This window comes from Acinetobacter sp. AM, from assembly GCF_003105055.1.
Lineage (GTDB): Bacteria > Pseudomonadota > Gammaproteobacteria > Pseudomonadales > Moraxellaceae > Acinetobacter > Acinetobacter tibetensis.
This window is the reverse complement of the sequence record NZ_QETG01000012.1, coordinates 41,423-64,773: the sequence shown is the minus strand read 5'-3', so window position 1 is coordinate 64,773 and position 23,351 is coordinate 41,423. Positions and strand designations below refer to the sequence as shown.

The window sequence follows — 23,351 nt, the reverse complement described above, 5'->3', positions numbered from 1 at the left end:
AGTAAGCGATGAGTGTATCTTAGGAGAATAGTATTAAATTGAAGGAGAAAGCTTTAATTTACCCAAATATAGGGATATGAGTCATCTTAAAAATTTGAGTATAGTACATACCAAAAAATGGGGTGTTACATGAGCAATGATGAAACAATGTTGCCAGTGCCAGTAGTTATTCTGGAAGATGAACCGATTATACAAAACCGTCTAAGAAGAATTCTAACTGAACTGGGATATGAAAATGAGACATTACATTTTGTCTCTAATCTTAAAGAAGCATTTGAAAAAATAGAGGAAATTCCGGTCTCATTGGCTTTGGTAGACTTGGGTTTGCCAGATGGAAATGGCGTGGAGTTTATTGAGAAGTTACGCGAAAGAGATTCGAGCGCCTTAATTCTGGTTATTTCAGCATGGAGTACACAGTCAAGCTTATTCTCTGCCATTAAGGCAGGTGCAACGGGTTATGTGTTAAAAGAGCGTGATGACGCTGAAGTCTTGTTGGCTATCCGTAGTATTTTGCGTGGTGGTGCGCCAATTGACCCTTTTATTGCTCGTGAGATTTTGAACCAAATTGCGGTACAAGAAAACTCACATGATAAAAGTCAGCAACAGGAAGCTTTACCTGTTGATATGGAAGCTTTAACCAATCGTGAAAAGGAAATTTTGGATTTGGTGGCGCAAGGTTTAAGTAATCGGGAAATCTCTGAACAATTATTTGTTTCGCGCTATACGGTAGAAAGTCATATTAAGCATATTTATCGGAAACTTTCCGTTTCAAAAAGGACGAAAGCTGTAAGTGCAGCGAGAACTTTAGGGATTATATGACCAAATTGATTCTGCGGATTTTTTGTATGTTTGCACTAGTTTGCATTCATATGCAGACTTACGCAGCATCATCTTATTATTCCATAGATGAGCATTGTACGATTCAAGTACAACCGATTCAGTTTGTAAAAACGAATACGATTCATCATATTCCTACATCGGGTTGGAAAGAGGTAGCGTTACCTGATAATTGGGATATCCATGAGCCAAATTATAATGGTGGTGCGTGGTATAAAATACTTTGGAAACCTGATTGTTCTTCAGGAACACTTAGTGAATCTTTTGCATTTTCGATTGAATATATTAATTCTGCGGGTGCAGTTTATTTTAATCGTAACGTACTTTGGCGTGATAAAAATTTGGTTGAACCCTTATCGAAAAGCTGGAATATGCCTAGATATTGGGTATTAACACCATCTAGTTTTAAAACTGGAGAGAATGAGTTTTTAATTTATGTGAATGGTTATGCCTTTCAAAAAGCAGGACTTGGAGGGATTTCTTTCCATAATGTACAAGCTGCTGATGATCAACATCGGCAACAGATTTGGAATAGGCGAACTTTATTTGAAATCAATATCATTATTTCATTGGTGCTAGGTCTATTATGTTTTTCGATATGGATTTTTAGGCGTTCAGAAACAACTTTTGCATGGTTCGCACTCAGTTGCATACTTTGGGTTCTATTTATTTCCAATATTCTAGTGACAGAAACTAAACCATTTCCTAATAATCTGATTTCTGCACAAGCCAATCTCAGTTTTTTTATTCTTTATATGGTGTGTTTCTGTACGTATCTGCTTCGATTTATTCGTATTGAGTTTCCTCGCTTAGAGCGCTGTATTTGGGGTATCACGTTTATTATATTAATTATTATTTTCTTTACACCACTACAATGGATCACCCCAGTTTTTATTAATATTTTTATTCTTTATATTTTATTATTTTTATCGACTTATTTTTATTTGGCTTATATTACAATTAAAACTAAGAAAAGAGAGTATATATTTTTATTGCTCTGTCTTACTGGTATTTTAATTTGTGCATTATTTGACAGCTTACTTCTAGGTTCAAATTTGCATAAAAATATCAAACCACTTTCTCCTTATACATCACCAATCATTACGGTCTTTGTCGTGCTTATTTTAGGGGTGAAATTAGCCAGAAATACGCGCCGCGTAGAGAAGTTCAATGTAAGACTAGAAGAAAAAATGCATCAGGTCAGTCAAGATTTATATGCCAGTATGAATGAAAAACATAAGCTTGAATTGGAGAATGTTCGTTTACAGGAGAGAATTCATCTTTCGCATGATTTACATGATGGATTAGGTTCATCTTTGGTGCGTTCCATGATTATTGTGGATCAGGCGGAGCACAATATGAGTAATCAGCAATTTTTATCTATTTTAAAGTTGTTGCGGGATGATTTAAGACAAATCATTGATAGTGGGTCAAGTCTTGGCTCACGAGTTCCTGAAAATCCAATTTTATGGGTAGCACCAGTTCGTCACCGTTTTAGCCAACTCATGGATGAATTGGACATCGAGTCTAAATGGTCTTTTCCACAAAATTGGGGCTATGTGCCGAATGCTTTACAGTGTTTAACCCTTATTCGGGTTTTGGAAGAAAGTCTGACCAATATTGTGAAACATAGTCAGGCGAAACATGTCTTTGTTTCTATGATATTCCCGTATGAACGCCAACTGATTTTAACCATTGAGGATGATGGTGTTGGTTTTGATGTGAAGAGCAATTTTCAAAATGGGATGAGCATTGGAATTCGAAGTATGAAAATGCGTTTAGAACGTGTAGGTGCTGAATTACAAGTCAGCTCTGAAAAGGGTAAAACGGTGGTTCAGGCATTTTTGGAAATTAGACAATAAAAATATTAAAAAAGGCATTCAAAACGAGATTGAATGCCTTTGTAACGTTGACTTATTCTTCAGTTGGTGGAAGTAGCATCAGAATCGAGTCATTCATCAGTTGAGCAAAATCTTCTAAAATTTCGTCATGATTAAAGTGCTGATCAAAGGCCAATATTTGACCGTCTGCAATTTGCTTTAACAGATTGCTAGAATCTTCAGAAATACAAATTTGCTCGCCATTTGCCCAGAACAATAATGCTTGGTCTTGTTCGGCATACAATAAACGTGACGCAGGTTCGAGTAAAATTTCATAACCTGTATCTAAAATTTCACGTAAGTCATCTGCTTCAATTTCATCAGGTTCAGGAATATTGTCTGGATATTTTGGCTCTGACATTAAACTGATAATGGCATTATCCAGTTCGGATGAATTCTGTAGGCGTTCGAGTAACAGGGTTTTTAAATAATCCAATTCTGATTTGGTGATTTGTCCAATTGAATTGGGATGTTGTCTTTGAATATCAATCAATGGATTTTTTAAAAAAGTGTTATCAGCAAACTTGTCACTAACACGATCCATCAGATCGGCCATATTTGGCATACGGAAACCAAATGAGAAGGTGAGACAGTCATCTTCTGCGACACCGTAATGAGATAAACCTGGTGGGACATAGAGTAAATCGCCAGGCGCAAGTACTTCATCAAAATCAACCTGCATTTCAGGCAGTAATTTTAAAGGTTGACCTGCAACAAATTCGGTATTGGCATCACACATTTGTCCAAGCTGCCAACGACGATGCCCATAGCCTTGCACAAGGAACACATCATAAAAGTCAAAGTGTTTTCCAACTGAACCACCTTTAGGCGCATAGGACACCATAATATCATCACGGCGCCATTGCGGAATAAATGGAAACTTTTTCCACAATTCAGCCAAATCAAAAGAGTAATGATCGACGGCTTGAACCAGTAAGGTCCAAAGTTTCGGCATTTTTTGGAAATCACCCTTAATTAAAGGTGAAGATTTCACTGTCCATTGATTTGGGTCTTTATCTTTTTGCTTAATTAAACGTGCAGTCACATGCTCTTCTAAAGCCAGTTCCATCACATCATTCGGTTCTAAGATGTTGATGATCTCAGGTAAAGCATTGCGTACAAGTAAAGGTTTCTTTTGCCAGTATTCGCGAAGAAACTGTTCAGCGGTGATGCCGCCTAAAACATCTAAAGGTTGGGACATAAATTACAGCCTAAATTAAGGAACTAAAATATTTAATTGACGGAGAATTTGGCACAATTGAATCATCGGCATGCCCATTAATGTGGTTTGATCGTGTCCGATCATTTGTTCGAATAAACTAATACCCAAACTCTCACATTTAAAGCTACCCGCACAATGTAGCGGTTGCTCTATGGCGACATAACGTTCAATCTCTGCCAAACTCAGTTTTCTAAATTTTACTTTGTAGTGTTCTACCAGTGTTTGTTCAAATCCAGTTGAATGTTGTTGTACGCTCAGTGCAGTGCTGAAATAGACGATTTTGTCAGAATTGGCTTGTAACTGACGAATGGCTTTATCTGCCGAGAGCGGTTTACCAATAAAAATATCTGGGGCACCTTCACGCCAAGCCACTTGGTCTGAACCAATGACAATCGAGTCAGGATGTTTCTGTGCAATGGCATTGGCTTTTTCAAAGGCTAAACGACGAGCCAAATCATCTGCATGTAATTCACCACGGGGTGATTCATCAATATCTGGTACAACACAATCATACTGGATCTTTAAGCGATCCATTAAATCTTTGCGTGTCTGACTGCTTGAAGCCAGAATGATTTGGGTATTCATCAGATGGCATAATCCATTAATACATTCAGTGGAACATAAGAAAGAACGGCTTGATGGCAGGCATGGATTTTAACAGGAGGTGCTTGACCCGCCTGATAAGCTTCCACCCAACGTGTCACACAAATACACCAGAAATCGCCAGGTTGTAAACCAGGGAAACCAACTTCGGGTACAGGGGTGATTAAGTCATTGCCAACTTTCTGTGAAAAATTTAGAAACTCAGAAGTCATTTGCGCACACAGGGTGTGCTGCCCTAAATCGGTCGTTGCAGTATGGCAAAATCCATTGCGGAAATAACCTGTAATTGGGTCAAAACAACAACTGGCTAAGGGTTCGCCAAATACATTTAAGCGGTTAATTTTAGGATCTGGATGAAATGACATAGCAGTGAATCAATTTGTGGCTTTTCAATATCATAATCAAAACGAACGCTTTCGGCAGCTTTTATGCAAAAGAAGCTAACCTTTTTCTGCATAATCATTTAAAATCGTGCCGATTTTATATATTCAGAGAGCTATACATGAATTTTCAGCGTATGACTGACCTTGATTTAGCAGGTAAACGAGTTCTTATTCGTGAAGACTTAAACGTTCCTGTTAAAAATAGTGTGATTACCAGTGATGCACGTTTACGTGCTGCATTACCGACAATCAAAGCCGCATTAGATAAAGGCGCAGCAGTCATGGTGTATTCACATCTTGGTCGTCCTGTAGAAGGTGAGCCAAAAGCTGAACAATCATTAGCTCCAGTTGCAGCATACTTAACAGAAGCTCTAGGTCAAGACGTTCAGTTAGTCACTGACTATCTTGATGGTGTTGAAGTTCAAGCAGGTCAAGTGGTTCTGTTAGAAAACTGCCGTTTTAACCTCGGTGAAAAGAAAAATAACCCAGAATTGGCGCAAAAATATGCAGCGCTTTGTGATGTATTTGTGATGGACGCATTTGGTACGGCTCACCGTGCTGAAGCTTCAACTGAAGGTGTTGCACGTTTAGCACCTGTTGCAGCAGCAGGTCCACTCCTTGCGGCTGAACTTGATGCCTTAGGTCGTGCATTACAAACGCCTGAAAAACCAATGGTCGCAATTGTTGCAGGTTCTAAGGTATCGACTAAGTTAGATGTGTTGACCTCACTTTCTGATATTTGTGATCAATTGATCGTGGGGGGGGGTATTGCCAATACATTCTTGGCGGCAGCAGGCTTCAATGTTGGCAAATCATTGTGTGAAAATGATTTAATCGATACAGCAAAAGCGATTGCGGCAAAAGTATCTGTTCCACTTCCAACAGATGTTGTTGTTGCTGATGCATCTGAAATTAACTTTGATGATTTCTTGGGTTCATTGGCTGCTGCAAAAGCAGTGGTGAAAAAAGTTGAAGATGTTACTGATAACGACATGATTTTGGATGTTGGCCCAGAAACAGCGCAAGCTTTTGCAGAAATTTTAAAAACTTCAAAAACAATTCTTTGGAACGGTCCTGTAGGCGTGTTTGAAGTTGATCAATTTGGTGAAGGCACTAAAACGCTTTCTTTAGCGATTGCAGAGTCTGAAGGTTTCTCAATTGCAGGTGGTGGCGATACTTTAGCTGCAATTGATAAATACGAAGTTGCTGACAAAATTGGTTATATCTCAACGGGTGGTGGTGCTTTCCTTGAATTTGTTGAAGGTAAAACACTTCCAGCAGTCGCTGTTCTTTTAGAACGTGCTTAAAAAAATAATTCATCGAATGAGATGAAATATAAAAGGTTGACTTCGGTCAGCCTTTTTTATTGCATTCATCTTTAGGTCATCAAACTGTCACATCTTTGAAATAAAATCACGCCTATTAAATCACCTGTTGTAGGAATAATGTGATGAACCTAAAATTAACGCTTGCTGCTTTATTAATCGCACCATTGGCTTTAACTGCTTGTGCAAAAAAAGATGAAGCACCGAAAACAGATGCAGCAGTAGAAGAAAAAGTTTCTCCAGAGCAACAAGCTGCAATTGATTCACTAGATAAGCCAGTTATGGATGAAAAGAATACTGATGTGCCTGCAGAAGTTGCAAATGTAGATGCCGATGCTGCGACTCCTGCAACAGAAGTTGAAGCTTCAAAGGCCACTGCTCAATAAATTGTCGTATTTTCTTAGAAGGTCCCTGCAATTGCAGGGATTTTTTTTAAATAGTGTTATTTATTGCTGAATTGAAATTAATGACCATGTAGAATATGTCGCATTACCTGGGAGGACACTATGGCTCTTATTTCATTGCGCCAGCTCTTGGATCACGCCGGCGAACATGCTTACGGCGTACCAGCATTCAACGTAAACAACTTAGAACAAATGCGCGCAATCATGCTTGCAGCAGATGCGACAAATTCACCTGTTATCGTACAAGCATCAGCGGGTGCGCGTAAATACGCAGGTGCTCCATTTTTACGTCACCTTATCTTGGCTGCAATTGAAGAATGGCCACATATTCCAGTGGTGATGCATCAAGATCACGGTACAGATCCAGATGTTTGCCAACGTTCAATTCAATTGGGCTTCTCATCAGTGATGATGGATGGTTCATTAGGTGCAGACGGTAAAACACCAACCACGTATGAATACAACGTTGATGTAACACGTCGTACAGTACAAATGGCGCATGCGTGCGGTGTTTCTGTAGAAGGTGAAATCGGTTGTTTAGGTAGCCTTGAAACTGGTATGGCGGGTGAAGAAGATGGTGTGGGCGCTGAAGGTGTTCTCGATCATTCTCAACTTTTAACTTCAGTTGAAGAAGCACGTCAGTTTGTTGCAGATACCAATGTCGATGCACTTGCTATTGCAGTTGGTACTTCACATGGTGCGTACAAATTTACGCGTCCACCTACAGGCGATATTTTGGCAATTGACCGTATTAAAGAAATTCATGCGGCTCTTCCAAATACGCATCTTGTAATGCACGGTTCAAGCTCTGTACCACAAGAATGGTTAGCGATCATCAACCAGTATGGCGGCGACATCAAAGAAACTTACGGTGTTCCTGTTGAGCAATTGGTTGAAGCAATCAAACATGGTGTGCGTAAAATCAATATCGATACAGACTTACGTTTAGCATCGACAGGTGCAATGCGCCGTATGATGGCAGAACAACCAAGCGAATTCGATCCTCGTAAATTCTTCGCAAAAACTGTTGATGCAATGAAACAAATTTGTATCGATCGTTATGAAGCATTTGGTACTGCGGGCAATGCTGACAAGATTCGTCCAATTTCTTTAGAGAACATGGTTGAACGTTATAAATAATCGCTCCACAAATTATTTATAAATAAAAGCCCACATAATTTATGTGGGCTTTTTATATGACTGACGAATATATGGGGTAGATGTCTAATGGAGCTGATCCTTGCGGCAGCACTTTGCAGCGTTTTGGTATCAATACTACTGAAAGTTTCTAAGGCTAAAGGCTTGAATCCTATGCAGATGATTTGCTGGAATTATGCGATTGCGAGTCTTTTGTGTTTCTATTGGTTTAAACCAGATTTAAGCCATGTTTCTCTAAGTAATACACCATGGTGGCTTATTCTCAGCCTAGGCTTGTTATTACCGAGTGTGTTTTTATGTTTATCTAAGTCATTACAAACTGCGGGTATTGTCAAAACTGAAGTCGCACAACGTTTATCAGTCATCTTATCTTTAGGTGCTGCTTATTTCATTTTTAATGAGCAGTTTGGCATACTCAAACTTATCGGGATTGGTTTAGGTATTACAGCAGTCTTATGTATTATTTATTCACATCGTAGCAGCCATACTCAAGCTAGTGCTAGTTCATCAGGTATGTTCTATTTAGCAAGTGTATGGGTGGGTTATGCCTTGGTGGATATCTTGCTGAAATACACGACGGGTTTAGGAGTACAATTCTCGGTCGCTTTAACCTTAATGTTTATATGTGCCTTTATCTTTTCACTTTTATATGTCGTATTAACTACAAAGCAGATTGGTTCATCTACAAACATTTTTTGGGGATTATGTTTGGGCGTGCTTAATTTTTCCAATATCGCGCTATACGTTAAAGCACACATGTTACTTAAAGATAGCCCCGCAATTGTATTTGCAGGGATGAATATTTTGGTGGTGTTATTGGGTGTCTTGAGTGGGCTTATTTTCTTTAAGGAAAAACTTAAAACCAGTACCAGTCTAGGGTTGGGCTTGGGAATTATGAGTGTACTTTGTTTAGCCTATGCCATGATTGTTTGATAAATTTAACAGCCGACGTGATTGAGTAGAGAAGTAAGTCTTTTTCCTCCGCAACACCCATGAGTAAACCAGTATGATGACACTGTGGGCAGTGTGGTTTATGTAATGCAGATGGTGCATAAGCATGAAAATAGGTGAGTTGACAGTGTTTACATTCAAATTTAATTGGAAGCTGAATAAATAAAGACATCACTAACCTCGGCTTAGGTTGAACTCGTATCTTAATTAAGCAAGATTTATTCCTTTATAGAAAAGGGACAAATCAATTGTCCCTGATTATTACAAGCAAATTTTACAGCTTGGTGAAAACGTCTTCTTTCTTTAGGCGAGATTTTGGTAGCTTGGCGTTAAAGTCAGTTTCACTGCGATAACCTAGTGTTAATAGCACAGAGGGGATTAAGCCTTTTTCAGTAAGTTGTAATTCTTCAGTTAATAAATCCTCATCAAAACCCCCAATAGGGGTAGCATCAATATGCTCAATTCCTGCTGCGAGTAAAATTTGACCGAGCGCGATAAAAGTTTGATTTTCAGCCCAACGTTGAATATCACCTTTTTCATTACGGTAATAATCGACATAACCTGTACGACTATCCTTTTGACCTTGTTTTGCAGTAGCGTCTTTGAAGCGACCACTGACATCATCTTGCGCCAATAAATTTTCTAAATGTTCTTCAGTAATATCAGCTTTTGTGCAAAATAAAATGGTATGTGATGAATCTAATACTTTTGGTGCGTTGTAGGCATATTTACCCACTAAAGCTTTGGCGATGCGTTCTTTGGCTGCTTGGTTATCTGCAATAAAGAAATGCCAAGGTTGAATATTAATTGAAGAAGGTGTTAAACGTAAAATTTCGAGTAAGTGTTCAAATTGTTCTTGTGGAATTTTCTTGGAAGGGTCGTAAGCCTTAGTGGTATAACGAGTTTTTGAAATATTCAAAAGATCCATGAAAATCACTCCGAGGTCAAATCGATGCTGTTATTAGCGGAATATTCACATTAATCGTTTCATGTATCAGATTCAAGCATCGTTCATATATGTTCTATTAACGCTTGTTCAATTATGAGATAAGCGCAGAATTATGCATGATTAAGTGTTGAATACGATGATAAGATCGAAAATCAATATTGGTATTTTGCGCTGTAAATCGATTTACTTATCACCATCATGCCATTTAAACCTAGCTCATCATGATGCCTGACACCATTAACCATTTTAAGCAAAGATTAAAAAGCCAACAGCAAATCGGACTTTGGGTCGGTTTAGCCGATGCCTATGCAACCGAGATTGTTGCAAACTCAGGTTACGACTGGTTGCTGATAGATGGTGAACATGCTCCAAGTGATTTAAGAACCACATTATTACAACTGCAAAGTATGGCTGCCTATTCTTCACAAGCAGTGGTACGTCCACCCGTTGGCAGTGTGCAACTAATTAAGCAATTATTAGATATTGGGGCACAAACCTTATTAATTCCGATGGTGGAAACCGTTGAGCAGGCAGAGCTTATGGTAAAAGCCGTACGTTATCCACCAGAAGGAATTCGCGGCGTAGGGGCAGCATTGGCTCGAGCAACGCGTTGGAATAGTATTCCTGATTATTATGCACACGCACATGAACAAATTTGTTTGTTGATTCAAATTGAGTCAGTACAAGGCTTAAGTCATTTAGATGAAATTCTTAAAGTTGAAGGGATTGATGGTGTCTTTATTGGAGCAGTCGACTTATCTGCAACGATGGGTTATCAAGGTGATCCAAACCATCCAGAGGTGCAAAAAGCAGTCATTTCAGCAATACAGAAAATACGTGCAGCAGGAAAAGCCGCAGGGATTTTATCTACCACAGATGAAGTCACGCAGAAATACATCGAATTAGGAACAGAGTTTGTCGCGGTGGGCGTAGATACCAGTGTCTTGATGAATGGCTTAAGGGCATTGTTGGCGAAGTATAAAAAGGGCAGTGAGGAAAAGCGAGTAGACGGTGGCTATTAACCTTGAAGATGTATCGTAAAAATAGTGTTCAAGTAAGGCAGCGAAAAATAAGAGTTTTAAATACTTAGTAGTTAAACGTACTTAATTTTAATATTAAGTCCTGTTGTTGGGGATCAATAACCAGAATTTGTGCTGAATCTTCTTTCCAATCTCCTAGCACGATGCGCTTTTTACCCTCTTGCTCATGAATGGCAGCACGATGAGTATGACCATGAATTAAGATATCTACATTTGCCAAAGCCTGAGCAACCGCTTGCGGATTGACATCCATCACTTCATAGCTTTTAAACTGCTGAGCAGCATGACTTTTCTTTCGGAAGCCATTGGCTAGTTTGGTACGGAAACTGAGAGGGGTTTTTCGCAGGAAGCTAAGAACTAGAGGATTGCGAATGACCTTTTTAAAGCGTTGATAGCCGATGTCATCAGTACATAAGGCATCGCCATGTTCAAGGCGGAACTTCAGTTGGTTAATCTCTAAGACATGGCTGTCTGGTAACAAAATACCCTGAAACTGATCGAGAAATTTTTGACCTAAGGCGAAATCACGATTACCCACTTGGAAATAGACTTGATTACCTGCGGCATGAAAATGTTGTAAAGCCGTAACGATTTCATCTAACCATGGGGCGGTATAGTCATCACCAATCCAAGCATTGAACCAATCCCCTAAAATATAGAGCTGGGTTTGCTGGTGTTGATATTCTTTGAGCAAGGCGAAAAACCCTCGAACAAGTCGAGGGTAATCGGGTGACAAATGTAAATCTGATATAAACAGATAGGTCACACTTTTATCCTTTAAATAATCCCTCCTAACCTCCCTTTACTAAGGGAGGAAGTCCCTCTTTTTTAAAGAGGGATTTAGGGAGATTAATTACTCAGAAATGATTTTTGCAGATTCAATTACAACGTTTTCTAAAGGAACGTCAGCGTGGTAACCACGGTTACCTGTACGTACGCTTTTGATTGCGTCTACAATATCTAACCCTTCAGTAACTTTACCAAATACTGCATAGCCCCAACCTTGTGCTGTTTTACCAGTGTGGTTAAGGAAAGAGTTGTTTTTCACGTTAATGAAGAACTGAGCAGATGCAGAGTGAGGTGCTTGAGTACGTGCCATTGCAATCGTACCAGCATCATTGCTCAAACCATTGTCAGCTTCGTTCTCAATTGAGTCACGCGTTGCTTTTTCTTTGAAGTTTTCGTCCATGCCGCCACCTTGGATCATGAAACCATCAATCACACGGTGGAAAATTACGCCGTCATAGAAACCGTCACGAACATATTCTAAAAAGTTAGCAACTGTTTTAGGTGCTTTTTCAGCGTTAAGCTCTAGAACAATACGACCTTTATTGGTGTTTAATTCGACTTGAGGAAAACTCATTGTGTAATCTCCTTAACATGGACATAAAAGCCATGGGTTTTTGGTTGAGAGAAGCATAAGCAAACTGTAAACTACAAGGCAAGTAAAAACGTACATTTCTTTGTTAAAAATACTGAAATTGCGTTTAAAATATCCTGTTTTTTATTTTTAGAAGTGATCTATCTACTATGAAGCCAAATGATGTTGTTGCATCTCTGCCAAATAACCCGACACCAAGTAATCATGCCTCTGTCGATGCTGCGCAGCAAGAACAACAGCCTGGCTTGGATTTTGTACGTCAGGTCATTACTGACGATTTATCATCTGGGCGTACACAAACCGTTGTAACGCGTTTCCCGCCAGAGCCGAATGGTTATTTACATATTGGTCATGTAAAAGCGATTTGCCTAAACTTTGGTATCGCACAAGAATTTGATGGTTATTGTAATCTTCGTTTTGATGATACGAACCCTGATGCCGAAGAACAAGAATATGTTGATGGTATTGCCAACGATGTAAAATGGTTAGGTTTTGAATGGAAAGATGAACCACGTTATGCGTCGGGTTATTTTGATCAGTTATATGCATGGGCGGTGCAATTGATTGAACAAGGTGATGCTTATGTGGATTTGCAATCGCCAGAAGAAATTAAATTAAATCGTGGTAGCTTTGTTGAACCGGGTAAAAACTCGCCTTACCGTGATGCTACTGTTGCAGAGAACCTTGAGCGTTTTGAAAAAATGCGTAATGGTGAAACGAAAGAAGGTGAAGCGGTTTTACGTGCCAAAATTGACATGACATCTCCAAATGTTCATATGCGTGATCCAATTCTTTACCGTGTTTTGCATTCTGAGCACCATCAAACGGGTGACAAATGGAAAATGTATCCAATGTATGACTATGCTCATCCATTGTCTGATGCAATTGAAGGCATTACGCACTCTTTATGTACATTGGAATTCCAAGATCACCGTCCATTCTATGATTGGGTGATTGAGAAAGTTCATTCAGCAGCAGTTCCACGTCAGTACGAATCTAGCCGTTTAAACATTGATTACACCATTACTTCAAAACGTAAATTACGTAAATTGGTTGAAGGCGGTTATGTCAATGGATGGGACGATCCACGTATGCCAACAGTTGTCGGTATGCGCCGTCGTGGTTTCACAGCTGAAGGCTTGCGTGATTTCTGTAAGCGTGTAGGTGTGACTAAGACCGACGGTATTGTAGATGTTGCAATGCTTGAGTTCTGTATCCGTCAATCGCTTGAAAATGCGGCTGGTCGTGGTATGGCGGTGCTGAATCCACTAAAAGTCACTTTAACGAATTTACCTGAAGCTTTGGACTTGGTGCATGCACGTCATCCAAATGTAGATATGGGTGAGCGTGTTATCCCACTTACTTCAGAAATTTACATTGACCGTAAAGATTTTGAAGAAATTCCACCGAAAGGCTTTAAGCGTTTAGTGCCTGAGGGTGAAGTACGTTTACGTCATGCTTATGTGATCAAGTGTGACGAAGTGGTTAAGGATGAAAATGGTGAAGTAGTTGAACTGAAATGTTCAATTGATCCTGAAACTTTAGGGAAAAATCCTGAAGGTCGTAAAGTGAAAGGTGTGATTCACTGGGTATCTGCAAACAAAGGTGTTCCTGCTGAAGTGCGTATTTATGACCGTTTATTCACTGAATCTGCACCTGACGCAACCGATGATTTCTTGGCGAATCTAAACCCAGAATCATTACAAGTTGTACAAGCAGTCATTGAGCCTGCATTGGCACAAGCAGAGCCTGAACAACGTTTCCAATTTGAACGTGAAGGTTATTTTGTGGCAGATCGTTATGACCATACAGTTGAAAAGCCAGTGTTTAACCGTATCTTAGATTTAAAAGACAGTTTTAAACCAGGCAAATAAAACCTGATTTGAAATATAAAAGCCCCTGAACTGCGAGTTGAGGGGCTTTTTTAATGTCTATTGCTTTTTGAAATAGAGATTGAGAGTGGATTAAATTATGATGAATAGCTTGAAACTAGAAAATGGTACTTTTAAACATCAACTTAACGATTTTTATGTTCCTGATCTTTGAAGAATAAATAAGTTTGTCTCTGCATTTTTGCTTTATCACGCAGCTTCTTTTTAATGTAAAGCGCAAGTGCAAAACAAGTTGTAGTCAGGGTTAGCAGCATACTGTTCATATAACTCATAATTGAGCTGACATAACCAATCGTGGTTAATCTGTTCATCATTCGAACCACTTGAGGGCTGCTTTCTACCCCAGTAATTGCCCAAGTACAAAGATGTTCACAATTGTTCATAATCAGGTGATAGTGGTTTTCTTTCATACGTGAGCGCATACGGCGCACGACGTTGCGACCTGAATATTTAGGTTGTTGATATTGGACGACATCAATTTTTTTACCATGACAGAATTCTGCTAGAGTGGTAATTTCAATCGGTCTCTTTTTATAGAAGTGGGCAAAACCTGAATAATGGATAACACGTCCACGCCCAATATAAATCCCATGATGGGAGTAGGCGAAGTGTTTTACCACCAAATGTGCCCCAATAGGAAACGGTTTTTTCTGTTGATGCATTGCTACACTAAACGAATAAACTACGGCTGTATATTAGCATGTAGTTTACTTGGAATGATGGAGATAGGTGAATAGTTGAATATGAATGCTACAAAAAGCAATAAAATAAAAATAAGCGGCTAAAGAGTGTTTGATGGTATGTATACAAAATTCAGGCAAAGGATTCAGCTTGTGTTCATACTCCTATTCAGTTTGTTATCGGTACAATCTGAGGCACAAGTTAAAAGTTATACGCGTGAATATAATGATCTCAATTTTACAGTGGTCGAAGTGCATGATCTGGCAAAGCTACGTTTATTTTTAAATCAACAGGAGCGTAAAACTCCCATTAATTATTTCACCAATATACCAATGCAACTAGCACCATGTGAGGGCATGCTATTTGCAATGAATGCAGGTATGTTTCATTACACGTTCCATCCTGTAGGTTTATATATTGAAAATAAGAAAAAGCCATTTCCACTGAATCAGCATCGAGGTTGGGGAAATTTTTATTTAAAGCCGAACGGTGTTCTGGCATGGAACAGTAAACAGGCGATCATTTTAAGTAGTTCGCAATATACCAAGAAGAAATTCAACGCTGATTATGCGACGCAGTCTGGACCGATGTTGGTGCTAAATCGGCAAATTAACCCCATTTTTTTGCCGCAAGGCACATCTTTAAAACAACGCAATGCAGTAGGGCTAAAAAATCAACGCTTGTATTTTGTAATCACTCAGCAGCCTGTAAATTTTTATACTTTGGCCAGTTTTATGCAAAACGAGCTCAAGTTAGAACAGGCTTTATATTTAGATGGTTCAATTTCAGCGATTTATCTGGCTAAGAAGGATATCAATACTCAGAGTAGTCCGTTTGGGCCGATGCTGGCCTATATTGAAGATCAGGATTGTGATTAAAAAGATTAAGCAATAAAAAAGCATTGGTTAAACCAATGCTTTTTAATGACGAAATCGGCATCACTGTAATGGTGAACGGGTGATTTCGTTTAGCTCTTTGCGGCTATAACCTCGAGAGGCTAAAACGCGTTTAATGCCAATGATGACATCGTCATCTGTGGCTTGAGCAAGAGCCTTTAACAGTTGTTCATCTGTTTTGCATGAGCAATCATTTTCGACACACGCGATTTGATTTTTATGCTCATTCAACTGCTGCGGTGCAGCAAACAATTTTTGCCAAAAACTCATAGAGCCTTCATTCATGAATAACATAGAACGAAATATAGCCAATTTTATAAATAATGCAAGATGGTCTAAGTGATAAAAGCAGCAGTTGAACACGCAAAATTTCAATCATAATGGCAAGATTTAACGGTTTTATGACAGGTCTAAATATATGGTGAAATTAACTACTTTATTTCAAATAAAAATCCTCAAGTTATTGTTTTAAATGACTTGAGGATTTGATGTTTTAGTAAAATTAATTTTTACAATTTTTCTAGTAACACACCTGATTCTACATGATGTGTATAAGGGAATTGGTCAAACAAGGCAAATTGAGTCACTTTGTGGGTTTGAGTCAGTTGCTTCAAATTGTCATGTAAAGTGTCTGGGTTGCATGAAATATAGATAATTCGCTCAAAGCGCTGTAATAATTTGAGCGTTTCATCATCAATACCCGCACGTGGTGGATCCACAAACACCGTATCAAAATCATAACTGCTAATATCAATTTGTGCTTCTTGTAAGCGTCTAAATTCACGTTCGCCATTGTAGGCTTGGGTAAACTCTTCAGCAGAAAGTCGCGCTACTTGGATGTTATCAATGTTATTTTGTTCAATATTCCATTGGGCTGCATATACCGATGATTTTGCCAATTCAGTTGCTAAAACACGGTTAAAATGCGTTGAAAGCGGTAGGGTGAAGTTCCCATTACCACAATACAGTTCTAATAAGTCTTTTGTAGATTCTTTTGCTGCATTACACGCCCATTCTAACATCTTTTGGCAGACTTGAGCATTGGGTTGGGTAAAGCTGCTTTCGATTTGTTTGTACTGATATTTACGCTCGGAAACTTGTAGTTCCTCGACCACAAATTCATCAGAAAGCACAACCTTTTGACCACGACTACGACCAATAATTTTAATCTTAAGTTTTTCCGCAAGCTGTTTGGCTAGAGTTTGCCATTGTTCGTCAAGTGGGCAGCGATAAATCAGTGAAACAAGCATTTCACCTTTTAAAGTCGCTAAAAAATGAACTTCAAATAAACGTTTTGAAAGGGTATCGTGACTTTTTAGTTCTGCCAAAAGCACAGGCATCAGTTGATTAATGCTGGCATCAGCAATTGGGAATTCATCAATACGAATGACTTGTTTTTGTTGTTGTTCGTCGCGCTCAAACATCGCATAGAACATATCTTCATCTGTATGCCAAATACGAAATTCTGCACGCATACGAAAATGTTGTTCTGGAGATGCAAATACAGCAAGTGAAGGAGGATTGAATTCGGCAAATTGTGCAGAAATACGTTCAACTTTGGCATCAAGTTGTTGCTGATAAGATGAAGTCATATGCAGTCAAAAATTATAAAACGTAGAAAACAGGGATGGTAACAAAGTTTGCAGAAGAAGACTAAGCGAATTCGGCAACTTCGAATGAAAATCTAAAGAACTGGGGAACAGTTGGATGAATATAGAGAAAATATGCTTTTCTCAAATAAAAGAAACCAAGCCATTAGACCAGTAATGGCTTGGTAAGGGAAAGATACCCCTTTAACAGGATGCTTTAAACCTTAATTCAAGGTCATTAAGCTTGCATTACCACCCGCAGCAGCAGTGTTAATACTAATCGCACGTTCAATCACAAGACGTTCAACTGGAATGTTTTGTTCCGCAGGCTGTAAATGGTTAATCCCCACAATAGCACCTGAACGTTGAGCGATGGTTGCTTGTAACTCAAGTACTTGAGTTGTTGTGCCATGGTGTAGAACTGCATCAAAATCACCCGTTGCAATGCTTTGGATCACTTTGAATTGTTGTGCTACCGCTTTAGGCATAGAAGACAGATGTTTCAATGCAAATACATTGTCTGCAAGTACAGCAGCTTGGCTACCGACTGCAAAAATTGCATTTAATTGAACCAATTGGTCTTGTTCTTGTTCGGCAAGAGACAATACACAGTGACGTGCAACAATTGTATATTGGTTGCTTTCACCTGTAGGACCGTTTAGTTCATAGACTTGACCAGATGCAAGCGCAGGTACTTGAGGCAATTTCACTTGTGGGAATTGCTGTTTCACCCAAGCGCTAAACTGTTCATACACTTCATTTTTTGGAGCAGGCTGTAATACTTTGCCTACTGCAAAAGGTGTACTTAACTGTTTTGCACTGCATTCTTGCATTAAACGGTACAAGTAAAGTGGACCACCCGCTTTAGGACCAGTACCAGACAGGCCTTCACCACCGAAAGGTTGTACGCCAACAACAGCACCAACGATGTTGCGGTTGATATACAAGTTACCCACTTCAGAGTGACTAATGACAGTGTTGATGGTTTCATCAATACGTGTATGTAGACCCATGGTTAAGCCGTAGCCTTTCGCATTGATTTGATCCACTACAGACTTCACATTACCTTGTGGGTAACGGATCACGTGCAATACAGGACCAAACACTTCACGCTCAAGGTCATTTAAGTTTGGTAATTCAATCAACGTCGGTGGAATGAATGTACCTTGAGTCAAGCTTGTATCAGCAGCGTCGTTATGCATGAACTGGTGCACTGCATAGCCTTTACCACGCATTTTTTGAATGTGGTTTTGGATATTGGTTTGTGCTTCAGCGTCAATAACTGGACCGATGTCAGTTTTTAACAATGCAGGGTTACCTACATTGAGTTGTTGCATTGCACCTTTCAACATGCGAATCACGCTTTCAGCATTGTCTTCTTGTACGCAAAGGATACGTAATGCAGAACAACGTTGACCAGCACTGTCATAAGCCGAGTTCACAACATCGAGAATCACTTGTTCAGTTAAAGCAGATGAATCAACGATCATGGCATTTTGACCACCTGTTTCCGCAATTAACGGAATCGGTTGACCATTTGTACCTAAACGCTTCGCAACTGTTTTCTGAAGAATTTTCGCAACTTCAGTAGAACCTGTGAACATAATGCCTTGAATACGTGGGTCAGCACTGAGTTGTGCACCAACAGTTTCACCGCGACCAGGAATTAACTGTACAACCGCTTCTGGTACACCTGCTTCCCAAAGCATTTGAATGGCTAAAGCAGCAATAAGCGGCGTTTGTTCAGCTGGTTTTGCAATAACAGTGTTACCAGCAACAAGCGCAGCAGAAATTTGACCACTGAAGATTGCCAATGGGAAGTTCCATGGGCTAATACACAATACTGTGCCTAATGACTCAATTTGCGCATTTGTAGCCAAGTTTGTGCATTGTGCAGCGTAGTAACGTAAGAAATCTACCGCTTCACGTACTTCAGCAATCGCATTGGCATAAGTCTTACCACTTTCACGGCATAACAATACCATCAGCTCTTGGATACGGCTTTCCATAATGTCGGCAGCACGGTTTAAACATGCAGCACGTTCATTTTTTGGCGTATTGACCCAAGCAGCTTGTGCATTTGTAGCATTTGTCAGCGCAAGATTCACATGTTCAACAGAAGCTTCTTTTACGCTACCAACTTTGTCTGTATGGACAGCAGGGTTGATTACAGCAACTTCAGCAGACGCAGCAATTTCAGCTAAACTAGGACCCATTGATTGAGCAGCCCATTGCTGAGACATTAAGTTTTGAACTGTCGTGTCTAAACTCAATAATTCGCTGTCGTTGGCTAAGTCGACGCCTGAAGAGTTGTGACGCAATGCACCATATAAATTCTTTGGTAATGGAATAGCAGGATGTTTTAAGCCAACCGCTTGTTCTTGTTTCGCAGCAGTTAAGATTGCTTCGCGTGGATTTTCGATCAAGTCTTGAATCTTCAAGCTCTTATCGGCAATACGGTTTACGAAAGATGTGTTAGCACCATTTTCAAGTAAACGACGTACTAAGTAAGCCAATAACGTTTCATGCGTACCCACTGGTGCGTAAATACGGCAAGGAACGTCTAATTTCTTTTCAGATTTTGGACCAACGACTTGCTCGTATAAAGGTTCACCCATGCCGTGTAAGCATTGGAATTCGTATTGACCGACATAATATTGTTCAGGTTTTGCCAATTCATAAATAGTGGCAACAGTTTGAGCATTATGCGTCGCAAATTGTGGGTAAATTTGATCTGGTGCAGCCAATAATTTTCTCGCACATGCGATATACGACAAGTCTGTATGTACTTTACGCGTAAATACAGGGTAATCCGTCATACCTTCAATTTGCGCTTTCTTGATTTCGCTGTCCCAATAAGCACCTTTCACCAAACGGATCATCAGACGCTTGTTGCTACGCTTAGCAAGATCAACCACATAGTCTACAACGTAGAAGCAACGTTTTTGGTACGCTTGAATAACAAAGCCGATACCTTTCCAATCCGCCAGTTCTGGTTCGAAGCAAAGACGCTCTAATAGTTCAAGAGAAAGCTCTAAACGCTCAGACTCTTCAGCATCAATGTTTAAACCAATATTGTAGTTTTTCGCTAAACGAGCCAATTCCAAAACTTTGCTATAAAGTTCGTTATGTACACGTTCAGTCTGTGAACGTTGGTAACGCGGGTGTAAAGCAGAAAGCTTAATAGAAATACCCGGGCCGCTATAAACGTCTTTATCTGTTGATGCTTGACCAATTGCATGAATTGCGTTGGTGTAGTCATCGAAATAACGTTCTGCATCGTGATCTGTTAATGCAGCTTCACCTAGCATATCGTATGAATAACGGAAACCTTTATCTTCCAGACGTTCAGCGTTGCTTAATGCTTCTTTGATGGTTTCGCCAGTAACGAACTGTTCACCCATCATACGCATAGCAACGTCTACTGCTTTACGGATTACGCCACGACCACTACGTGCAATTAAGCCAGTCAGCATACTCGAAAGACTGGCTTGCTTCGGTGTTTCCATCAGCATACCTGTTAACATTAAGCCCCACGCAGCGGCATTAACGAACATTAGGTTGCTTTGACCAATGTGATCTTTCCAGTTACCTTGGTTAATTTTGTCACGGATGAGTAAATCACGTGTTGCAGTATCAGGAATACGTAATAACGCTTCAGCAAGACACATAAGCGCAATACCTTCTTGAGAAGATAAAGAAAACTCTTGTAATAATCCTTGTACGATACCTGCTTTACCCGCAGAGCTTTTACGCTCACGTAACGTGTGTGCAAGGTTAAAAGCTAAGTCCTGAATACGTGTATTCAATTCATCTGAAATTTTGCTATGCTCAAGTAGATTTTCAACACATTCAGATTCGGCACGGCGCCAAGCAGTGTTAATCTCTGTTTCATAAGCCGTCTTTTCTTTGAAAAGCGTAATATAGTCTTGACGAGATGTCGTTTCATCGTTTGGGGAGATGATCGTATTCATGCCAACTTCCTGTGATTGAAAAGATTGAGTTAAGCGAATTGCCGTATATAATTAATGATCACAGAAATAAACCCGAATAACTCACTATACTTTCCTTTATTTTTAGAGATTAATTCAGATGTCTAGCCAAATTTTATCGCTTGATCGAACGGATATTAAAATTTTAGATATTCTGCAAAATGATGGACGTATATCGAATATTAAATTGGCAGAAGAAGTGAACTTATCACCAACGGCAGTATTGGCGCGGGTGCAAAAGTTAACCAAAGATGGTTTTATCCTCGGATACGAAGCCAAGTTAAATGCAACGATGCTGAACTCAAATTTTGTGGTCTTTGTGGAAATTTTACTCGATAAAACTACACCAAATGTATTGGATGAGTTCTGCGAGGCTGTGATGCAGTATCCAGAAATTGTCGAATGTCACATGACCAGTGGTGGATTTGATTTTGTTGTAAAGATTCGCTGCGCCAGTATGGAAGAGTTCCGTAAAATTTCAGGGCAGGTGCTTTGGCAACTGCCAGGAATTAAAGAAACCAGAAGCTATCCTGTTATGGAAGTTATTAAAGAAAGCGCCAAGCTTAACCTGAAAATTAAAAAGAGTAGATAAAAATAAAGGGGCATTAAGCCCCTTTATTTTTAACTTGGTAAAGAATTATTTATTCTTCAACTCTGCCATTTCACTTTTGTAAAAGGCATCTGCTTTTTCAAAACGTTCAATAACTTCTTGCTCAGGTGCTTTGCCAAGAAGGCTAACAACGATAATGCTGATGAAAGATAGAATGAAGCCTGGAATAATTTCATACAAGCCAGTGTCACCCATTGTATTCTTCCATACGATTACGGTAATTGCACCGACAAGAATACCCACGATTGCACTGTTTAGCGTCATACGCTTCCAGAACAAAGATAAGATAATCAATGGACCAAATGCAGCACCAAAACCCGCCCAAGCATAAGCCACTAAACCTAAAACTTTACTGTCTGGGTTTTGAGCAAGAATAATTGCAAGGATGGAAATACCGACAACCATCAAACGACCAACCCAAACCAATTCATTTTGCGTTGCATTTTTACGGATGAATACTTTGTACAAATCTTCAGTTAACGTACTAGAGCAAACTAAAAGCTGACAGCTTAAAGTACTCATAACAGCAGAAAGAATTGCGGCAAGAATAATACCCGCCACCCATGGATTAAATAAAATTTTATTTAACTCCATGAAGATTGTTTCTGGGTTCTGAGAAACAACGGCTGCAAGTTCTGGATGTTGCTGGAAGTAAGCGATACCGATAAAGCCAGTACCTACTGCACCACCAAGACATAAAATCATCCAAGCCATACCAATACGACGTGCCGCTGGAATGGTTTTTACAGAATCGGCTGCCATAAAGCGTACCAGAATATGCGGTTGCCCAAAATAGCCTAAACCCCATGCCATTGAAGATAGAATGGCAACGGTACTCAAACCTTCAAGCATATTCCACGCTTGCGGGCGAGCAGCTTCAAGCAATACACCAAACTGTTGACTATGGTCGTCAATAGCAAGGTAAGCAATCATTGGCATTAACAATAATGCAAAAATCATTAAGCCTGCTTGGAAGGTATCCGTCCAACTTACTGCAAGGAACCCACCAATACATACATATGAAATTGTTGCGAGTGCACCAATCCAAAGGGCAGTAGAGTAGTCCCATCCAAATAAACTTTCGAATAAGCGTGCGCCAGCAACCATACCTGAAGCACAGTAAATAGCAAAGAAGATTAGAATTACCAATGCGGAAATAATACGTAATACACGTTTTTTGTCGCCGAAACGACCAGTGAAATAATCTGGTAAAGTGAGTGCATTATTTTGAAATTCAGTGTGAACACGTAAACGTCCTGCCACTAAAAGCCAGTTTAGCCATGCACCGATAATTAGACCAATAGCAATCCATGCTTCAGAAAGACCAGAGAGATAAATTGCTCCTGGCAAACCCATGAGTAACCAACCACTCATGTCCGATGCACCTGCAGAAAGTGCAGTTACAACGCTTCCAAGACTACGTCCACCCAAAATGTAGTCAGAGAAATCTGAAGTTGCCTTATAAGCATATAGGCCAATACCGACCATTGCGATAATGTAAAAAATAAAGGTGATTAATGTAGGGTTCACTTGACTCATATGCCCATCCTTTGTCTTC

The 23,351-nt window shown here is 39.6% G+C and carries 21 protein-coding genes; 10 read left to right on the top strand and 11 right to left on the bottom strand.

Features of this window, described 5'->3' with window-relative positions:
- The first annotated feature begins 129 nt into the window (after positions 1-129).
- Together DCO44_RS08320 and DCO44_RS08315 are read left to right on the top strand one after the other, a co-directional pair.
- Positions 130-819, top strand: a complete 690-nt coding sequence (locus DCO44_RS08320) for a response regulator (protein WP_116760883.1) — start codon at positions 130-132, stop codon at positions 817-819.
- A complete protein-coding gene (locus tag DCO44_RS08315) occupies positions 816-2,699 on the top strand; it encodes a 7TM diverse intracellular signaling domain-containing protein (RefSeq protein ID WP_416224522.1) in 1,884 nt (627 codons plus the stop codon). Before DCO44_RS08320 ends, DCO44_RS08315 begins: the two co-directional genes overlap by 4 nt.
- 52 nt (positions 2,700-2,751) lie before the next feature.
- On the opposite strand, the gene DCO44_RS08310 is transcribed toward DCO44_RS08315, so the two are convergent.
- The 3 genes from DCO44_RS08310 to DCO44_RS08300 are packed head-to-tail and all read right to left on the bottom strand — an operon-like array spanning position 2,752 to position 4,907.
- Positions 2,752-3,918 (bottom strand): cupin domain-containing protein, encoded by a 1,167-nt coding sequence (locus tag DCO44_RS08310; RefSeq protein WP_116760881.1) that lies wholly within the window; start codon positions 3,916-3,918, stop codon positions 2,752-2,754.
- A gap of 15 nt (positions 3,919-3,933) precedes the next feature.
- Positions 3,934-4,524, bottom strand: coding sequence for a Maf family protein (locus DCO44_RS08305; protein WP_116760879.1), 591 nt, complete (start codon positions 4,522-4,524; stop codon positions 3,934-3,936).
- Positions 4,524-4,907 (bottom strand): DUF2237 family protein, encoded by a 384-nt coding sequence (locus DCO44_RS08300; RefSeq protein ID WP_116760877.1) that lies wholly within the window; start codon positions 4,905-4,907, stop codon positions 4,524-4,526. Before DCO44_RS08300 ends, DCO44_RS08305 begins: the two co-directional genes overlap by 1 nt.
- Before the next feature lie 137 nt (positions 4,908-5,044).
- On the opposite strand from DCO44_RS08300, the gene DCO44_RS08295 reads away from it, so the two are divergent.
- The 4 genes from DCO44_RS08295 (at position 5,045) to DCO44_RS08280 (ending at position 8,745) form a co-directional block, all read left to right on the top strand.
- Positions 5,045-6,232 (top strand): phosphoglycerate kinase, encoded by a 1,188-nt coding sequence (locus DCO44_RS08295; protein WP_116760875.1) that lies wholly within the window; start codon positions 5,045-5,047, stop codon positions 6,230-6,232.
- 143 nt (positions 6,233-6,375) lie between these two features.
- Positions 6,376-6,636, top strand: coding sequence for a hypothetical protein (locus tag DCO44_RS08290; protein WP_116760872.1), 261 nt, complete (start codon positions 6,376-6,378; stop codon positions 6,634-6,636).
- A gap of 120 nt (positions 6,637-6,756) precedes the next feature.
- Positions 6,757-7,794, top strand: a complete 1,038-nt coding sequence (fba, locus tag DCO44_RS08285; RefSeq protein WP_116760870.1) for a class II fructose-bisphosphate aldolase — start codon at positions 6,757-6,759, stop codon at positions 7,792-7,794.
- 87 nt (positions 7,795-7,881) lie between these two features.
- The gene (locus DCO44_RS08280) at positions 7,882-8,745 is read left to right on the top strand and encodes an EamA family transporter (protein WP_116760868.1); all 864 of its coding nucleotides are present in this window, start codon (positions 7,882-7,884) and stop codon (positions 8,743-8,745) included.
- A 292-nt stretch (positions 8,746-9,037) separates the two neighbouring features.
- Here the strand turns inward: DCO44_RS08280 and nfsB are convergent, their stop codons facing one another.
- Positions 9,038-9,691 (bottom strand): oxygen-insensitive NAD(P)H nitroreductase, encoded by a 654-nt coding sequence (gene nfsB / locus DCO44_RS08275; RefSeq protein ID WP_116760866.1) that lies wholly within the window; start codon positions 9,689-9,691, stop codon positions 9,038-9,040.
- Positions 9,692-9,936: 245 nt separating this feature from the next.
- Between nfsB and hpaI the strand changes: the two genes are divergently transcribed.
- Positions 9,937-10,734, top strand: a complete 798-nt coding sequence (gene hpaI, locus DCO44_RS08270) for a 4-hydroxy-2-oxoheptanedioate aldolase (protein ID WP_116760864.1) — start codon at positions 9,937-9,939, stop codon at positions 10,732-10,734.
- A 64-nt stretch (positions 10,735-10,798) separates the two neighbouring features.
- On the opposite strand, the gene DCO44_RS08265 is transcribed toward hpaI, so the two are convergent.
- Together DCO44_RS08265 and DCO44_RS08260 are read right to left on the bottom strand one after the other, a co-directional pair.
- Positions 10,799-11,518, bottom strand: coding sequence for a UDP-2,3-diacylglucosamine diphosphatase (locus DCO44_RS08265; protein ID WP_116760862.1), 720 nt, complete (start codon positions 11,516-11,518; stop codon positions 10,799-10,801).
- 87 nt (positions 11,519-11,605) lie between these two features.
- Positions 11,606-12,115 carry a peptidylprolyl isomerase gene (locus DCO44_RS08260; protein ID WP_116760860.1) on the bottom strand — a complete coding sequence of 170 codons (510 nt, stop codon included), beginning with the start codon at positions 12,113-12,115 and terminating at the stop codon, positions 11,606-11,608.
- Between the two features lie 167 nt (positions 12,116-12,282).
- Between DCO44_RS08260 and DCO44_RS08255 the strand changes: the two genes are divergently transcribed.
- The gene (locus DCO44_RS08255) at positions 12,283-14,007 is read left to right on the top strand and encodes a glutamine--tRNA ligase/YqeY domain fusion protein (protein WP_116760858.1); all 1,725 of its coding nucleotides are present in this window, start codon (positions 12,283-12,285) and stop codon (positions 14,005-14,007) included.
- A gap of 143 nt (positions 14,008-14,150) precedes the next feature.
- Here DCO44_RS08255 and DCO44_RS08250 read toward each other — a convergent pair whose 3' ends face one another.
- Entirely contained in the window at positions 14,151-14,687 is a 537-nt protein-coding gene (locus tag DCO44_RS08250; protein ID WP_116760856.1) for a lecithin retinol acyltransferase family protein, read from the bottom strand.
- 171 nt (positions 14,688-14,858) lie between these two features.
- On the opposite strand from DCO44_RS08250, the gene DCO44_RS08245 reads away from it, so the two are divergent.
- On the top strand, positions 14,859-15,584 hold the full coding sequence (locus DCO44_RS08245; protein WP_213066315.1) for a phosphodiester glycosidase family protein: 726 nt from the start codon (positions 14,859-14,861) through the stop codon (positions 15,582-15,584).
- 60 nt (positions 15,585-15,644) lie between these two features.
- Here DCO44_RS08245 and DCO44_RS08240 read toward each other — a convergent pair whose 3' ends face one another.
- From DCO44_RS08240 to putA, 3 genes are all read right to left on the bottom strand, one after another.
- Positions 15,645-15,872, bottom strand: coding sequence for a hypothetical protein (locus DCO44_RS08240; protein ID WP_026441170.1), 228 nt, complete (start codon positions 15,870-15,872; stop codon positions 15,645-15,647).
- Positions 15,873-16,111: 239 nt separating this feature from the next.
- Positions 16,112-17,194, bottom strand: coding sequence for a tRNA (uridine(54)-C5)-methyltransferase TrmA (gene trmA, locus DCO44_RS08235; protein WP_116760852.1), 1,083 nt, complete (start codon positions 17,192-17,194; stop codon positions 16,112-16,114).
- A 221-nt stretch (positions 17,195-17,415) separates the two neighbouring features.
- The gene (gene putA / locus DCO44_RS08230; protein ID WP_116760850.1) at positions 17,416-21,165 is read right to left on the bottom strand and encodes a trifunctional transcriptional regulator/proline dehydrogenase/L-glutamate gamma-semialdehyde dehydrogenase; all 3,750 of its coding nucleotides are present in this window, start codon (positions 21,163-21,165) and stop codon (positions 17,416-17,418) included.
- A 118-nt stretch (positions 21,166-21,283) separates the two neighbouring features.
- Here putA and DCO44_RS08225 point away from each other — a divergent pair, with 118 nt between their 5' ends.
- Positions 21,284-21,775 (top strand): Lrp/AsnC ligand binding domain-containing protein, encoded by a 492-nt coding sequence (locus DCO44_RS08225; protein WP_116760848.1) that lies wholly within the window; start codon positions 21,284-21,286, stop codon positions 21,773-21,775.
- 45 nt (positions 21,776-21,820) lie between these two features.
- Here DCO44_RS08225 and putP read toward each other — a convergent pair whose 3' ends face one another.
- On the bottom strand, positions 21,821-23,332 hold the full coding sequence (gene putP, locus DCO44_RS08220; protein WP_116760846.1) for a sodium/proline symporter PutP: 1,512 nt from the start codon (positions 23,330-23,332) through the stop codon (positions 21,821-21,823).
- Positions 23,333-23,351: the final 19 nt, after the last annotated feature.